Here is a 14,394-nt window from a genome sequence, read left to right as displayed (position 1 = left end):
GAGATCAGCACTGGGTGACATCGAACTGGATATCGAACTCGACCGTGTCGCCCTGTGCCGCGTTGATGTCGGCCTGATCCGGGGGGAAGGACCACCCGAACGTGACCGTCACCGCGTCCTCGGCGCCGAGACAGCTCGTCCCGGGGGTGAACGGCGAAGCGTCGAGGACGACGCCGTTTTCGAGGGCGGTGGCGACGTCTCCGAGCGTTCCGCTCGCGCCCGAATCGACGAGCCGTTCGCCCGGGTCGCGCTCGGCGTTGTCGGACCCCAGCGCTCCGACGTCGAAGAGGCCGGTGTCGTACCAGACCGCGATGTCGATGTACTCCTGTATCGACGTCGGCTCTCCGCCGTCCCTCAGCGAGACCGTCAGTTTTGGTTCGACTGCCGGCCCGTCTCCCCCGCCCGAACCGTCGGTGACGATCCGGAGTCGGACGCTGAGCGATCCGGAATCTCCGGGAAGCACGTTGCCGAGGGAGATCGCCGGGCCCGACGGCTCGGTGCTCACGGTACCGGCGGTCGTGTCCGTCAGCGTCGCTCCGTTGTACGTCTCCCGCCAATCGATGACACAGTCCTCGATTGCCTCCGTCTGAAGCTGCATCGTGTCGGTATACGCCCGACTCCCCTCGGTCATCAGCGCCAATCCTCCGAGCGATGCGGCGCTCCCGCCGGTGATACCGGCGAGCAGCGTACGACGTGAGATGCGATCGAGAGTCATGTGAGCTCTGTGTTGGAGACACCCACCGTCGGAATCGAACCGACATGCACGGATCCGGTGAGTCCGGATGGGCCGGCATGCACCTGCGTGGGCTGGGGGGATCGACCGACTGCTGTCGCTCCGGTCGATCGCCTTAGGTCTGACCGCTCCCGTCGTTGTGGCGGCACTGCTCGGTGTAGAACCCGAGATCGAAGCTCACCGAATCCCCTTGGACCTCGTTGCCTACGTCGGCCGGGAGCCACCACTCGAAGCCGACGTACGCCGTCGTCGAGTTCGGGAAGCACTGGCGGCCGTCCGTCTCCCCGTTATCGCCGTTGTCTCCACCGCTCCCGTTGACGGGACAGCAGACATCGATGTTACTGATATCCTGATCAGTGGGTGTTGTCAGCGTTACCTCATCTAGAATGACCGGCTCATCCCACACGTAGATATTCTCACCTTCGTTCCCGCCTTTCACGCTGACGACGCGCACGGGGTTGCCCGTCGAGATGGTGATCTCGTTGGGGGTGCCGTTGTCGTCGGTGTCGGTGAGAGTGTTTACAGTCAGGTCCGCACAGCTATTGTAATCCGTATTTTCCTCCAACATTCCCGCCTCGATATCCGTCCCAACGAGATCGATACCGAGTAGCTTCTCGTAATCCGCACACTGGAGGTTTCTCGGTTTCTTATTGGTGTATGAGGCGAATGGATCATCTTGAGTGCTATTATACACGCTCACCGACGCATCGTCATACGCCGAGATCGTCGGGGTCTCACCGCTTTCTCCACCAGTTTCTTCGTCCGCTGGAGACACCGGTTCCGCATCGAGAGGGAACATGCCGTTTTCAAGCGCGGTGAGAACGCTCCGCAGCGTTCCCCCTAGTGGGATATACTTCTCCTCAGTTTGGAGATAGTTGTCTCCCTCGCTCCCATCACCGTCCTTATCCTCGTAATCCTCACCGTACACACCGTCAGTGCCGGTATCGTACCAGAAGGCGGTCCGAATCTCGTCGAGGAGTTCGACTGTCTCCTCGCCGTCCTTCGACACGATTTCGCCGTCATCGTTGAGCGTCTGATCCTCGTCTTCCGCCTCCATCTCCGGTTCGGTCAGCCCGTTCTCGCTGGCGCTAACGAGCTCGCCCGTCAGCCAGACGTAGCCGGGATTGTCACACAGGTGGAAGCTGAACGTCACCTCGCCGAAGTCGCCCGGCTTGGCGTCGCTGATGTTGACGAGGGGATCCCCAGCCTTCGTGGTCTGTGGGTTCGGTCCGTCGCCGATGGTGACTCCCCCGTCGACGTTCGCACCGGTCCGGTACGGATGGCTCAACACCCCATCGCCACCGTCGAGATCCGCGGGGATGTCACAGATGTCGCTATCGTTATCGAACGGGACTTTCTCACCGTCGTAATCCTCCGAGGCTGGGTCGTCCGTTGTCGTGTCCGGGAACGCCTCAATAGCCGTGTTCGCGAGGAAATCTCGCGCGTCGTCCATGTTCGTAACGAACACGGACTGCTCCGATTCCGGCGCTGCAGCCGGGAACCCGATGTCGTAATCGCCGTCTGGTTCCATACTGACGTCGACTTCATCGGATTCGTCGTCAGACCAGTCGGAGTAGTGTTCGGTCCAGTCGACTTTCAGGTCGAGCTCGCCCGCCGTGATCGTGTTGTTCTCGAACGATTCCGTGTCGCTGAAGTAGGCACTCGTGCCGAGCCCGGCACCGGCGGAGGCGACGCCGACCGCTCCGAGGCTCGCGAGCGCCTTCCGGCGTGAGAGTTCGAACGCGTTTTTTTCGCTCATGGTCGATCATCCCCCGAGGGGAAGTCCCACCGACGGAGTCGAACCGCCGTACACCATGTGGGAAAGGGAGCCGTCGATCGACTCCGCAGTGACAGCCTAGTTTGATCTCAATTAACTCGGGGCCGTTTCGTTGGTACTGCTGTTACTGTCGTTGCCTATTGCGTCGTCGTTGTGGCGGCACTGCTCGGTGTAGAAGCCGAGATCGAAGGACGCGGAATCGCCCTGGATTATGTTACCGACTTCGGTTGAGACTTCCCACTCGAAGCCCACGCAGAATCCCTCTTCCGGCGGGAAGCATTCCTTGCCGTCAGTAGTGCGATCGGCATCAAGTGGAAGCATCCCCTCGAAGCCGTCGTCTCCTTCAGCAGCACCGGACTCAACTCCGAGCTTGCCCATCAGACCGGCAAGCGTCCCGTCGTAAATCGACATTTCATCGTCGTCATCGAACTCGTTATCGCAGTCGGCATCATACCAGAGAGTCACGTTGACGTACTCTGCGAGGTCTCCGGTGTCGTCACTCTCTTCGACCGAGCTTTGGTCCGACCCATTCATCGCCACCTGCTCCGGTTCCGTCAGCGCTCCGCCGCTCTCCGAGAAGTTGCCGGCCTTAAACCAGATGTATCCGGGGTTATCACACAGATGGAGCGAGAAGGTGATCTCGCCGCTGTCACCCGGTTTCACGTCGTCGAGTTCGACGAGGTGACTCTGCTCCGGGTAATACTGGCTGGCGAAGACGTCACTCGGTAGGTTTGCACCGCTCTCGATTCCGCAGGAACTGTGGATGGTGATCTGGTCGACGCCCTCGCCCGACTCAGGAATCCCGTCTTCCAGCGTAATCGATGTACCAGCGTCGCCGTCAAGCACTGCCAGGGTAGTTAATGCTCCCCAATCCGAATCGTAATCGAACCAACTAAAGTCACCGTCTTCTGCCGGGTCGTGCTTTGCCGCTAGTTTATTCAATTCCGGGGTCAGACGAAGCGCGAAGTCACCTTGACTTCCGTTGTTATTGACCGGACCAAGGACCCCGCCATCCGTATTTGGCCCTCCCCAGACCCAGTTTCCGACAGCGACCTCATCGGAGGAATCGGGATCCTCGTAATCGTCGTCGCTGTCCCCGCGATCATCGTCCTCGACAACCCAATCACCGCTTAGCCAGCGGGCGCTGGGTGCGCCCTCGATCCGATACGTTGCAGTACCTCCCTCGTCGGTTTCGATTCGATCGTTAACGATGAAGAGGTAGACGTTACCCTCTCCGTCACCCGAGGTGTCTTCCCAGAGAAAGACGGTACTTCTCCGATCGTCTTGGAAGTCCGTGTTCTCCGATCTCACACCGGTTTTATCGTAAGCGTCTTCCGGATTATCGCCGCTCAACGGTTCAATACAGTACGTCTCTCCGCCGTAGGTGACGTAATACTCGCCCTCCTCGCAGTCACAGCATGCGGGCACGTCGGCAGCGTTGAACACCGGATCTAACTCTCCCGCACCCGAGTACCGAACATCATTCAGGTCCTGGAGCCCGTCGCCGTAGCTCTCCCCACTCATCATGGTGTCCGGGTAGGCGTTCACGGGATGTTCTTCGACGGCCCCGGTTTCCGACATCGGGTTCGGCCCGTTGTAGGTCTGCTGCCAATCGACTTTCAGGTCGAGCTCGCCCGCCGTGATCGAGTTGTTCTCGAACGATTCCGTGTCGCTGAAGTAGGCACTCGTGCCGACTCCAGCGCCCGCGCTCGCGACGCCGATCGCGCCGATACCGGCGAGCGCCCGCCGCCGTGAGATGTTGAGTCCGTTGTTGTCGCTCATGGTTGTTCGCCCCCCAAAGGGGGAAACCCACCGGCGGAATCGAACCGCCTCCGACGGCGCCCAGAGAGGTGGGCGCCGTGGTGCCAGCGTGGGGCGATGGTTAGTTGGAGGTCATTACGACTGCCCGCTACCGTCGTTATGTCGGCACTGTTCGGTGTAGAAGCCGAGATCGAACGTGACGGAGTCTCCTTGAATGATGTTGCCAACTTGGGTCGGAACCCACCACTCGACACCGATACACATCCCGGTCTCACCGGGGAGACACTCACGTTCGCTAGCGTCCTCTCCCGCATTCCATCCCATTCGGGGCGCTTCCCCATCGAGCGGAATGCGGCCGCTGTCGTCGCCATCGAGGATGAGTTCCATCGCGGCAGCAAGCGTCGCTGGATTCTCGCCGCCAAATCCGGTGTATCCACCGATCCCCGGACCGAAGATCAGCTGTTCGCCGTCACCGCTGTCACCGCCGTCGTCGAACTCGTTGTCACAGTCCTCGTCGTACCAGATCCGAACCATCGTGTGGTCCGCCAACAGTCCTGTGTCGTCGCTGTCCGTCACATTCGCGACGTCGGTGATGGTTTCGTTGGTCGCGTTGATCGCAGCTCGTTCCGGTTCGGTCAGGACACCACCGTCCTGCGAATAGTTGCCGGCTGTCAGCCAGATGTACCCGGGATTGTCACACAAACGGAGAGAGAAGGTGATCTCACCCCTGTCCCCGGGCTTAACGTCCGACAGCTCAACTAGGTGCTCCTGATTCGGATAGTTGGAGCTCTGAAATGCATCGGGCGTCGTCGGCGCCGGACGCGTACAGATGAGAAAGATGTCCTCACGGCTACTGATATCTGTGAAGGTGAGGTCGTTGATGGATGTCACAGACGTGAGCTGCTTAGCTCCAACATCGATCTCGAAGAACTCGCCGCTCCCGGCATCCTGACCATAGAGCGTTCCGTCTTGACCGACTGCGAGCTGCAATCCGGTTGGGTCACCTCCACGGTCACCGCCCCAGTCGCTCTCACTCCCGGTGTACAGTTCGGTGTAGGTCCCGCTGCCACTGGGGATGTCGACCGTGAAGAACTCGGCCGTACTCGGACTGCTATCGAGTGTACTCGCGTACAGAAGCCCGTCAGGGGTGATCGCGAGGTCCCCGAACCGGTACTCTCTGTCGTTACTCGTTAGGTCAGCAAGTTCTGTGGTTTCGTTGCTCTTCGTTCCGTTTGAATTGAACGTGACCGCGTTCAGATCGTCAGTCTCGTTTTTGATGTACCAGTATCGACCGTCGTACCAGCCGGCTCCGGCGGCCTGTGCGTTCAGGTCTCCCGCTTTGGTGTTGGAATTACTGCCGAAGTCGTAAAACCAGATTTCGCTTCCTGAATCGGTGTTGACCGAGTAGTAGAGACGCCCGTTGTTGGGATCGAAGGCGATACCGTTCGGAGACGAGTCGGAATCGGGCGTACCCCCGCTGTCGGAGATCTCGATGGCTTCGTTCTCTTGGAGATCGATCAGATAGAGGGTATCGTCGAATTCGACTCCATAAATCACGCCACTGAGGTCCTGAATGCCGTCACCCTGGCTGTCGGGAAACGCGTTGACCGGGTGTGACTCAACCGCCCCTCCGTTTCCCGGATTCGGGCCGTTGTATGTCTGTTGCCAGCCCACCTTGAGGTCTAGTTCACCAGCGGTTAGCGTATTATTCTCGAACGATTCCGTGTCGCTGAAGTAGGCACTCGTGCCGACTCCAGCGCCCGCGCTCGCGACGCCGATCGCGCCGATACCGGCGAGCGCCCGCCGCCGTGAGATGTTGAGTCCGTTGTTGTCGCTCATGGTTGTTCGCCCCCAAAGGGGGAAACCCACCGGCGGAGTCGAACCGCCGTCACACGGCGAAGCCGTGCCACGCGTCTCCGATAGCACCGGAGACGACGTGTGCCAGCGTGGGTCGGTCGGATGTCGCTACGCGTCCACGCGGAACTTCGCGTCCTCGCCGCTCGGCTCGCTACCGCTCCAACTGAACGTCACGTCACCGGTGATAGTGTCGCCGGGATCGATCCCGCCCCCGGCGAGGAAGAGGTACTTCGTCTCGCCCGAAGCACTGACGCTCGAAGCACCGGCAGGCGTCTGGCCGTTCACCTGGACGTTCGACACCGAGACCGTATCGTCCGAGCTGGACGTTTTCACGGTGATAGCCGCGTCGTCGTCGCTCGGAGCGGGTGCAGGACTGAGGACCACCGAGTCGCCGCCCACAGTGAGGGTGGTGGTGCTTCCGCTACTGTATTCCAGCGTGAAGGACTGCGACACGCCGTTCTCGTAATCCGCCTCGCCGGAAGCCAACTCGGAATCAGAGGAATCGCGGATGTCGAGTTCGGATAATTCACCACCGCCGCCGGACGCGTCGTTGTTCCCGATGATACCGCGGGCGTTCCACGTCGGGGTGAAGTCGTCGCGGTCCTTTGCGAACCCGTCGCCAGTCCGGCCCTCTAGGCAGGGATTGGCCGATCCGTCGTTGTGCCGTGCTTGCTGGGCGTTGAACTCGAGGTCGAACTCCACCGAGTCGCTCTGGATCTCGTTGCCGACCGTTGTCGGCACGTTCCACTCGACGCAGATGCAGGGATTGTTGACATCGGTGTTCCCCGAGAAATTCGTTGTTCCGTTATATGGTGCCTGATCACCAGGAGACACACCAGAGGAACCAGTACCATCAAGCGGGATTCCTCCGTCCAGTTCATCGAGGACTTCCGCCAGCGTACCGGAGGTGATCTCCGTCCCTCCCGAGAGACTGTCGCCGTCGGAATAGTTCGGAGCGTCTGCTGTGTCGATGGTGCAGTACGAGACGGTCACTTGGATGGCGTCGGCGAGTTCGCCCTCGCCCGTGGTAGAATCCTTTGGGGAGTAGTCGTCGTCCGCGTCGTCCTGTTCAGCTTCGTTCTGTCCGTTCTCAGCATTGGCCGTGAGTTCGCCGCACGCCCACAGATACGCCGGATTATCGTCGATCGTGAAGCAGAAGTACGAGTAACCTTTATCACCGGGCTTCAGGTCGCCGAGATTCTGACTCATCGCTGTGCCGTCACCGTTCAGTGTGACGGCCTGCGACGCATTGTCCCCGTTGACTGTTCCCTCGAAACTATTGATCGTGTACGTACCCGCGGAGCCCTGATACTCGTGAACCACGTAGTCGACCGCCAGGTCCAGTTCCCCGGCAGTTATCATATTGTCCTCGAACGACTCCTCATCGCTGAAGTACGCGCTTGTTCCGACTCCCGCTCCCGCGGACGCGAGGCCCACGGTCCCGAGACCGATCAGTGCGTTCCGCCGTGACAGCTCGAATTTCTTGTCTGACATCGTGATTGAACCCGACCTGACTCCCGGTCGGGCTTGGTAGAGGCCCACAACACCTACCCCCTTAGCCAATTACACCATTTCTGACGAAACGGCCGAGTTGGAGCGTCGAACCGCGTGTTCGAGCGTTTTAATGACTCGTTACGGAGAGAGTTACCGTGGTTTGACACGTGGCTTTGAGTCGGAACGCACGGTCGGTGACCGACCGGATCGCCACGGAGATGATCCCCATACTACACCGGTTTGACCCGCTACATTCGCCTCGTTCAGGCAGGCCAATCTCCGATGAGAAATACAATCGGCCCGTTACGGACATCTCGAGAGTTTGAGAAAGGGAGCGCGTCGGCTCGAGACGGAACTCGCATCGGTCCGGAAAGAACCGGTAACTATTCATTGTTGTTGCTCTGGCGACACCTGAACAACGGCCGTCGTCGGTATTGGTCTAATTACTTTAGTGACACTATCTCGTGTGTCGCTCTGTCGCACGTGAGAATCGGTGACGGGACCAATATATGGCAATAACCAATCGATACGGGGGGATTCCCGAAACGGAGATCCACGACCTGCTGCGCAACGAGCGCAGGCGTCAAGTGATCAAACACCTGCAGGCCACGGTCGGTAAGACGACCCTGCGGGACCTCGCAGAGACCATCGCCGAACGCGAGACCGGCGAGTCGCCGCCACCGAAGAACATCCGCAACAGCGTCTACAACTCGCTGCACCAGACGCACCTCCCGAAGCTCGACGAGCGCGGGATCGTGGAGTACGAGTCGGACCGGAAGACGATCCGGCTCACCGAGGAGGCCCGCTCCGTCGACGTGTACATGGAGGTCGTCACGCCGTACGGGATCACGTGGAGCGAGTACTACAGCATGCTCGGTACTCTCTCTCTTTTCGTTGTCCTCGCCGCTCTGATCGAAGTGCCCGTCGTCTCCGCGGTCGATCCGGTTCTCTGGGTGAGCGCCTTCCTCGCTGCGTTCGGCGTCTCGATAGGGTACCAGCTGTGGACGGACCGCTGGGTGTACCTCAACGCGCTCTTCGACTGACCGACCGTGCGAGATCGGACATCGCCTCGATCCGCCTTCTCAATCCGCCTCCCCGCTGACCGACAATAACCGCGGCGCCCGGTCCGACGTCATCACTCCTCGAGCGCGTCCGCGTCGATGTCGGCCTCGAACAACCGGCTCCCGCAGGAGTCACAGGTCGAGGCGAGCACCTGCCGCTCCCGACAGCACGACGAGACCGTCTCCCGTCCCATCGCCGCCCGCCCACCGCACGAGGGACAGCTATCGAGCCAGAGCCGGAGGACGCCGGCGACCTCGGTCCGGTCGCGGAACCCCAGACGCCGCCAGCCGGGGAACCGGTCCTGCAGCACCGCCGCGGCGGCGGCGTCGGAGAGGTACGCCGCTTCGGACTCCCACTGCGCGATCCGCGTCCCGTCGAGCAGCGCCACGCACGCCTCGCCGCGTTCCTCGAGGGTGATATCACTTCGATCGACTGACTCGTCGAGGTCCTCGCCGTCGATGAACCGCTCGACCACCCGCTCGATCCCGGGGTCGTTCGCGGCGAATCGCTCGGTTTGAGCGCGCCAGGCGGACTCGAACGACGGAGTGAGACAGAGGTCGTCCCGGTCGGGGCACTCCTCGAGCGCGCCCGCGTCGAACAACACCCCCTCGACGTCGACATCCCCGGTCTCGTCCCGCTCCGGGCCCGTCGCCTTACCGAACAGCCGAAGTACCCAGAGCGGGAGGTACCGCTTCGTCAGCGTCGGGGTTCCGGGCACTAGGTAGCCCCGTAGATACACGGTCGCGACGCTGCCTGAGAGAACGAGACCGCCCGCGGCGATCCGACCCCCGGTCGAGACGCCGGACGCCGCGAGCAGGGCGACCGTCAAGACGGCGGCGACCGCGGCGATACTGAGGTTGACCACGGTACAGGGGAGACACCGATTTTCCCCGACGTACTCCGGCTGGCGTATCTCGTCGGTGAGCTTCGGAAACATCTGTGTTAGTGTGTTCCGTGTCAACGGCCGTGTACTCCTTAGGTAATAACACGTTGAACGGGGCGCATCGCCGGGAAGGCCGTCGTTCTTTCGCCCGAGATCGGCGTGAGATCCGACCGGGAAGCCGGTACGCGCTCACTCCTCGGGGGTCGAGTCGCTCGCGAGCTCCGGTCGCCCGGGCACGCTCACCCGGTCGAGGAGGAAGTAGCCGAGGGCGAGCGCGAGGACCAACACGGCGATCGAGAGGGCGGCCAGCAGGGTCTCCTGCCCCGAGGCGTAATCCTCCAGCCGGAAGCTGATGGCGCGTCGGGCGACCGCGATGATCGACGCGCTGACGACGATCCGGAGGACGGGCTTCCCCCTGGCGTACGCCAGCAGCGTCCGGTGGACCTCGACGATGATCAGCAGGAGGAGGACGCTGTCGAGGAGGCCGACCACCTCGTTCGGATCGGTGAAATCGCCGGCGGCGAGGAGTCGGAACAGCGATAAGAACAGGTCGAACACGCCGATGAGAAACAGCAGGAGGAGGAAGTACGCGGCTCCGAGCACCAGCCACTCCATCGTCACCGCGGCCGGCCGCGTCGCGTCGTCGAGGTCGAACGCCATGCGTCGCGTTCGCCCGGGGGCGGCAAGTCGTTTGTGCCTGTCCGTCTCGCGCGGCGCCCCTCCCGGAGCGCGTTCGTCTACCCGTCGTCCGTCAGCGCCTCCAGCAGGCGGACCGCCGGCGCCTTCGCGAGGGGATCGTTGGCGTTGCCGCAGTGCGGCGATTGGACGCAGGCCGGACACCCCCCCTCGCAGTCGCAGCCGTCGATGAGCCGCGCGGTGCGGGCCATCAGCTCCTCGATCCGCTCGTGACCGCGACGCGTGAGCCCGACGCCGCCGGGGTAGCCGTCGTAGACGAACACCGCGGGCGCGTCGGTGTGCGGGTGGGACGGCGTCGAGATGCCGCCGACGTCGGCGCGGTCGCAGAGCAGGTGGAACGGGAACAGCGAGATGATCCCGTGTTCGGCCGCGTGGATCCCGCCGGTGAAGGCGTACTCGCCGTCGGGTGTGGCCTCGCTCCCCCCGTCCCTGGCTCCGCCCTCTCCGTCTCCAGTTTCACTCTCCCCGCCGTCGGTCGCTGCCTCCGCGTCGTCGGCGTCGCTCCCCTCGCCCGCGTCGCCGTCGCCGGCGCCGATCGCCCGCATCTCCGACTCCAGGTCGGCCGGCACCGGGAAGTACAGGGCCTTCGTCCGCAGCGTCGTCTCCGGGAGGTCCAGCGTCGATTCGCCGAGCGACTCCCCGGTCTTGGCGTCCCTCCGTACGAACCCCGTGATCCGCTCCGTCACGGTCACGTCCGCGAACCGGACCGGAACGTCGGGGCGCGCCGACAGCTCCCGCTCCGCGAGGTCCTCGTTCACGACGATGTCCTTCTCGGTGAGCGGCTGCGTGTAGTAGTCGGCCCACGACGACTGCAGTTCGGCGACGTCGCGGTCGAGGTCCAGCTCCGTCACCTCGTAGGTGCGCCCCTGCTGGTGGTAGATGGCGCCGGGGTGGGCGTCGCGGAGGGCGTCGCCGAACCCGAGCGAGGCGACCGTCTCGCTCCGCGACGAGTCGATGAGGTCGACCTCGCGGTCGCCCGCGGTCCGGAGGTTCACGGACTGCTGCGGGCTCGACGAGCCGGCGTGGGTCCACCGCAGCCCGTCGTCGGTCTCCCGCCTGTCGAGGACACTCTCGTCGGTCAGGTCGGCGACGACACCGGGGAACGATGAGCCGAAGAAGCGATCGTCGTCGGGCGTGAGCCAGCTCTCGTCGGCCGCGCAGGCGACGTGGCCCGGGAGCAGCTGATCGTTCTCGGGGTCGCAGATCGCGTCCTCCGGCGGCGCCTCGAAGAAGTCGGCCGGGTTGTTCATCAGGTACTGATCGAGCTGGTCCTCGCCGCCGACCATCACGACGAGGGCGGGGTCGTCGCCGCGGCCGGCCCGCCCCGCGCGCTGGTGCGCCGACATTCGCGTTCCGGGGTAGCCGTCGAGGATCACGGCGTCGAGCCCGCCGACGTCGACGCCGAGCTCCAGCGCGCTCGTCGACCAGACGCCCCGGAGGTCGCCGGCGTGGAGGTCGGCCTCGATCTCCCGGCGGCGCTGGTTCGTCAGGGCGGCCTGATACGCGCCCACCTTCCCCGCCAGCTCGCGCTCGCCGCGCTCGCGGAGGTCGCTCGCGCTGTCGGTCGCGTACTGCTCCGCGGTCTGGCGCGCCCTCGTGAACGCCAGCGTCTGGGCGCCGGCGGTCACGAGGTCACAGAAGAGCCGTTTGCTCTCCGTGTGACTCGACTTCCGGCGGCCGCTCCCGCGCTCCTGCCAGTCGTCGTCGTACTCCGGCGGGTTCCACAGCACCCAGTCGCGCGGCCCCCGCCCCGACGTATCTTCGTCGACGAGCGCGATCCCGTCCGGGTCGCGACCGGTCACCGCGGCGACGTGCTCGACCGGGTTGTTGATCGTCGCCGAACAGCAGACGAACTGCGGGTCCGACCCGAATCGCTCGCAGGTCCGCGCGAGCCGGCGGAGGGTCAGAGCGACCTGCGAGCCGAACACGCCGCGGTAGCTGTGGACCTCGTCGATAACGACGTACTCCAGCGACGAGAAGAACCACTCCCACAGGCGCCCCGCGTACGGCAGCAGCGCGTAGTGGAGCATGTCCGGATTCGACAGCAACACGGTCGGCTGGCGGTCGCGCACGTCGCGCTTCTCCGCCCGCGAGAGCCGGCCCGTGTACGACGCGACGGAGACGCCGCTGCCGAAGCCGAGCCCGTGAGCGAGGTCGCTCAGGCTCTCCTCCTGGTCCGCGATCAGCGCGTTCTGGGGGGCGATGTACAGCGTCCGGCCCCCGCGGTCCATCGCCGCCTCGAAGGCGGGGACGGTGTACGCGAGCGACTTCCCGCTCGCCGTCTCGGTGGCGAGGACGACGTCGTCGCCGTCGCGGACCGCGTCGATCGCGTCGGCCTGGTGACGGTAGAGGCGGTCGATGCCGTCCTTCGAGAGCGCGTCGGCCATCCGGGGGGCGAGGTCGACGTCGCCGTACGCGGGCTCGCGGGCGGGGAGGCGGCGGTGCTCCGCGATCTGTCCCTCGTAGAACGGTCGGTTCCGCAGCCACTCGATGGCGTCCTCCACGACTACCGGATCGTGGGGACGGGCGGGCCTAACGGTTGTGGTCGCCGAAATCGGTCCGGGAGCACGGACCGGTCAGTCGTCGGCCGGGGCGCGGGAAGGACCTGCTGCGGGCGGCTCGTCCGCCTCCGGCTCGGCGGGCCCGAGACGCGCCAGCGGCGGCCAGCGCACCTCGGTCGCGATCGGGTCGTCGAGGTCGAGTTCCATCCGGAGGTCGCCGCGTCGCTCGGCGAGCTCGAACCCGACCGTTCGGTACACCCGGCGCGCGACGCGGTTCCCGCTCTCGACGTGGAGTTCGAGCCCCTCGCGTCCCGCGGCGGCGGCGTCGGCGATCACGTGTCGGCAGAGCTCGGTCCCGACGCCCCGCCCCTGCATCGTCGGCTGGACGAACACCGCCAGTTCGGGGCGGGGCGCGTCGCTGGGCGTGTACATCGCGTGGCCGAACAGCTCGCCGTCGCGCTCGGCGACGACGTTGCTCCCCTCGGTCAGCATCGACTCGATCCACTCCGCCCGGCGGTCCCGCGTCACCGGCGGGAGCCCCTGGGCGCGGTCCCCGGTCTCGAACCGCTCGTACATCTCGGCGAGCGGCGCGGCGTCCTCGTGCACGGCGGGCCGGATCGTCCACCGCGCGCCCTCCTTGTCCACGAACCGCGGACACCGCGGCGGACAGTGGACCGTGCCCTCGCACTCGCTCCCGTCCCACCCCTCGCAGGCGACGGCGTCGGCGTCGTCGTGGCTCATAGCTACTAGTCCGTCGCCCAAGGGGTTATATCGTGACAGCTGGTCCCACGGCGTGGGAACGGTCGAAGGCGGGCCTGAAGAACGGGGAGCCGCCCCTCACTCCCGGATCAGGACGATCCCGTCGCGGAACACCGAGTGGTTGGGGATCACGTGGTCTTCTCCGTCGGCCTCGATGTGCGTGACGAACAGGTCGACCTCCTGGACGATGCCGCGCTCCCCGGCGACCTTCACCTCGTCGCCGACGACGTAGGGCTGGCGGAGCAGGAGGAACACTCCGGCGGCCGCGCTGGCGACGAGGTCCTTCGTCGCGAGCGCCGCGAACAGCACGACCGCCAGCGCGTACGCCGCGAGCAGCACGACCAGCGCGAGCGTCTGCACCCCCACCTGTCCGAGCGCGACCAGCGCGGCGACGTACACGATGCTGTACTTCACGAGCGGCGGCAACACGCCGAGGTCGGGCAGCTTGATCCCGCGGAGCCGCTCGGCGACGAGCAGCTCCGCCTTGTCGCCGACGACGACGCCGACGATCATGACGACCGCGGCGACGAACAGGCGCGGGAGGAAGGCGGCGACCGAGGACCAGAACCGGTCGAGGTAGTTCACCTCGGCGACGGTGAGGGCGACGATGACGGCGACGGCGAGGATGAAGTAGCTGGACAGCTGCGCCAGGATCCGGACGGTCGACGTGTTGAACTCCCGGACGGTGCGCTCGAAGGCCGTCCCCTCGATCGCCTCCGGGACCCCGGCCCGGGTCAGCAGCCGCCGGTTTATCACTCCGACCAGGAACGCCGCGATCACGCCGATGACGAGCACGACCAAGGCGAGCCACAGTCGCTCGGGGACCCTCCCCGCGAACTCCGTGAACGCGCTCTGTGCCGCGAACATGGGT

The 14,394-nt window shown here is 64.4% G+C and carries 11 protein-coding genes; 1 reads left to right on the top strand and 10 read right to left on the bottom strand.

The genetic code is table 11. The features are described from left to right. Positions 1-4: 4 nt before the first annotated feature. The 5 genes from B4V06_RS07830 to B4V06_RS07810 all read right to left on the bottom strand — a co-directional run bounded on the left by B4V06_RS07830 (position 5) and on the right by B4V06_RS07810 (position 7,670). A complete protein-coding gene (locus tag B4V06_RS07830) occupies positions 5-631 on the bottom strand; it encodes a hypothetical protein (protein ID WP_498168912.1) in 627 nt (208 codons plus the stop codon). Positions 632-848: 217 nt separating this feature from the next. Then, a complete protein-coding gene (locus B4V06_RS07825; RefSeq protein WP_498168910.1) occupies positions 849-2,492 on the bottom strand; it encodes a SipW-dependent-type signal peptide-containing protein in 1,644 nt (547 codons plus the stop codon). Positions 2,493-2,603: 111 nt separating this feature from the next. Next, the gene (locus B4V06_RS07820) at positions 2,604-4,292 is read right to left on the bottom strand and encodes a SipW-dependent-type signal peptide-containing protein (protein ID WP_498168908.1); all 1,689 of its coding nucleotides are present in this window, start codon (positions 4,290-4,292) and stop codon (positions 2,604-2,606) included. A gap of 114 nt (positions 4,293-4,406) precedes the next feature. After that, entirely contained in the window at positions 4,407-6,110 is a 1,704-nt protein-coding gene (locus B4V06_RS07815; RefSeq protein ID WP_498168905.1) for a SipW-dependent-type signal peptide-containing protein, read from the bottom strand. 126 nt (positions 6,111-6,236) lie between these two features. Then, a complete protein-coding gene (locus B4V06_RS07810; RefSeq protein ID WP_498168902.1) occupies positions 6,237-7,670 on the bottom strand; it encodes a choice-of-anchor W domain-containing protein in 1,434 nt (477 codons plus the stop codon). A gap of 461 nt (positions 7,671-8,131) precedes the next feature. Here B4V06_RS07810 and B4V06_RS07805 point away from each other — a divergent pair, with 461 nt between their 5' ends. After that, positions 8,132-8,665, top strand: a complete 534-nt coding sequence (locus B4V06_RS07805) for a DUF7344 domain-containing protein (RefSeq protein ID WP_498168900.1) — start codon at positions 8,132-8,134, stop codon at positions 8,663-8,665. A 92-nt stretch (positions 8,666-8,757) separates the two neighbouring features. On the opposite strand, the gene B4V06_RS07800 is transcribed toward B4V06_RS07805, so the two are convergent. From B4V06_RS07800 to B4V06_RS07780, 5 genes are all read right to left on the bottom strand, one after another. Next, positions 8,758-9,645, bottom strand: coding sequence for a DUF8054 domain-containing protein (locus tag B4V06_RS07800; RefSeq protein WP_498168898.1), 888 nt, complete (start codon positions 9,643-9,645; stop codon positions 8,758-8,760). A gap of 111 nt (positions 9,646-9,756) precedes the next feature. Beyond that, positions 9,757-10,227, bottom strand: a complete 471-nt coding sequence (locus B4V06_RS07795) for a phosphate-starvation-inducible PsiE family protein (RefSeq protein ID WP_123112195.1) — start codon at positions 10,225-10,227, stop codon at positions 9,757-9,759. A gap of 77 nt (positions 10,228-10,304) precedes the next feature. Beyond that, complete coding sequence (locus B4V06_RS07790; RefSeq protein ID WP_498168895.1) at positions 10,305-12,767, bottom strand: DEAD/DEAH box helicase; 2,463 nt, start codon at positions 12,765-12,767, stop codon at positions 10,305-10,307. Between the two features lie 72 nt (positions 12,768-12,839). Then, positions 12,840-13,505 carry a GNAT family N-acetyltransferase gene (locus B4V06_RS07785; protein ID WP_498168892.1) on the bottom strand — a complete coding sequence of 222 codons (666 nt, stop codon included), beginning with the start codon at positions 13,503-13,505 and terminating at the stop codon, positions 12,840-12,842. 96 nt (positions 13,506-13,601) lie between these two features. Continuing rightward, on the bottom strand, positions 13,602-14,390 hold the full coding sequence (locus tag B4V06_RS07780; protein WP_123112192.1) for a mechanosensitive ion channel domain-containing protein: 789 nt from the start codon (positions 14,388-14,390) through the stop codon (positions 13,602-13,604). Positions 14,391-14,394 lie beyond the last annotated feature (4 nt).

The organism is Halorubrum sp. B53, from assembly GCF_059752395.1.
Note: the sequence above shows the minus strand (reverse complement) of the source record. Positions and strands in the feature narration are given on the sequence as shown.

Excerpts from the sequence above, each read along its gene's own strand:
- B4V06_RS07830 (WP_498168912.1), bottom strand. The coding sequence starts at position 631 with ATGACCGAGGGGAGTCGGGCGTATACCGACACGATGCAGCTTCAGACG.
- B4V06_RS07820 (WP_498168908.1), bottom strand. The coding sequence starts at position 4,292 with ATGAGCGACAACAACGGACTCAACATCTCACGGCGGCGGGCGCTCGCC.
- B4V06_RS07825 (WP_498168910.1), bottom strand. The coding sequence starts at position 2,492 with ATGAGCGAAAAAAACGCGTTCGAACTCTCACGCCGGAAGGCGCTCGCG.
- B4V06_RS07815 (WP_498168905.1), bottom strand. The coding sequence starts at position 6,110 with ATGAGCGACAACAACGGACTCAACATCTCACGGCGGCGGGCGCTCGCC.
- B4V06_RS07805 (WP_498168900.1), top strand. The coding sequence starts at position 8,132 with ATGGCAATAACCAATCGATACGGGGGGATTCCCGAAACGGAGATCCAC.
- B4V06_RS07780 (WP_123112192.1), bottom strand. The coding sequence starts at position 14,390 with ATGTTCGCGGCACAGAGCGCGTTCACGGAGTTCGCGGGGAGGGTCCCC.
- B4V06_RS07785 (WP_498168892.1), bottom strand. The coding sequence starts at position 13,505 with ATGAGCCACGACGACGCCGACGCCGTCGCCTGCGAGGGGTGGGACGGG.
- B4V06_RS07795 (WP_123112195.1), bottom strand. The coding sequence starts at position 10,227 with ATGGCGTTCGACCTCGACGACGCGACGCGGCCGGCCGCGGTGACGATG.